Source organism: Thiolapillus sp. (genome assembly GCF_048562965.1).
Taxonomy (GTDB): Bacteria; Pseudomonadota; Gammaproteobacteria; order Chromatiales; family Chromatiaceae; genus Thiolapillus; species Thiolapillus brandeum_A.
Window position 1 is genome coordinate 1 of the sequence record NZ_JBHNMF010000883.1, and the last position, 1,183, is coordinate 1,183.

1 protein-coding gene is annotated in these 1,183 nt (G+C 52.3%); it reads left to right on the forward strand.

Annotation, left to right across the window (positions count from 1 at the left end; translation table 11 throughout):
- Positions 1 to 71: 71 nt before the first annotated feature.
- Positions 72 to 1,183: IS5 family transposase (locus ACOCD2_RS20870; protein WP_419626038.1), on the forward strand; the 1,112-nt coding region annotated here is incomplete at its 3' end.

Consider the following 1,183-nt stretch of genomic DNA (forward strand, 5'->3'; position numbering starts at 1 on the left):
TTAACAGGCTGTTGAAAAACACCCAAATCTGAGAAAATATCGCCAAGAATTGAACGAGAAGCGAAAGAGCCATGCGCGGTCCCGATATTCATCAAGATACATTATTCAGTACGGTCAGTCCTGCAGACCGGGTGCCCAAAGATCATCCCCTGCGTCCCATTCGCCAACTTGTTGATACGGCATTGTTGGCATTGGATGAGGATTTTGATGCTCTTTATGCCGAAGCCGGGCACGACTCCATTCCCCCAGAGAAACTATTGCGTGCGCAATTGCTGATGGTGTTCTACACCATACGCAGCGAACGGCAGTTGATGGAGCAATTGGACTATAACCTGCTGTTTCGTTGGTTCGTGGGTTTTTCCATAGAGGATCCGGTTTGGTATCATTCTACGTTCACCAAGAACCGGGATCGTTTGCTCGAAGGTGACATTGCCCGCCGGTTCTTTGCTCAAGTTCTGGCGCAAGCGGATCAGGCTCATTTGCTTTCCAAAGAGCATTTCAGCGTGGACGGCACCGTACTTGAAGCCTGGGCTTCGCATAAGAGTTACCGCCCGAAGGATGATGAAACGCCTCCCAAAGGAGGCGGGCGCAATCCCAGCGTGGATTTTTGGGGTCAGAAGCGCAAGCGGGATACCCATGAATCCAAAACAGATCCGGATGCGTTTATGTATCGGAAGAGTTCGGGTGTCGCCGCCAAGCTCAGTTACCTGGGGCATATATTGATGGAGAACCGACATGGTCTGGTGGTCAACGCCCAGGTAACCCAGGCAACAGGTACGGCTGAACGCGAGGCCGCCATTGATATGGCATCGGCGCTCAAAGGCACACACCGTGTGACTTTGGGCGCGGACAAAAACTACGATACCCAGGACTGCGTTGAAGACTTGCGGTTAGCCAATGTCACCCCGCATGTGGCGCAGAACACCACCAACCGTTCATCCGCCATTGATGAACGCACCACCCGCCATGGCGGTTATGCCACCAGTTTGAAGATTCGCAAACGAATCGAGGAATGTTTTGGCTGTCTCAAAACCGTAGGCAGATTGCGCAAGAGTCGCTTTGTGGGTCGCGAGAAACTGGAGTTTCAGTTTGTCATGAGTTTTGCAGCCTTCAACCTGATTCGGATGCGCAATCTGGGGGGGTGGAATGTTGAGGGTTATGCTGCCTGGGGATTGGTTTGTCC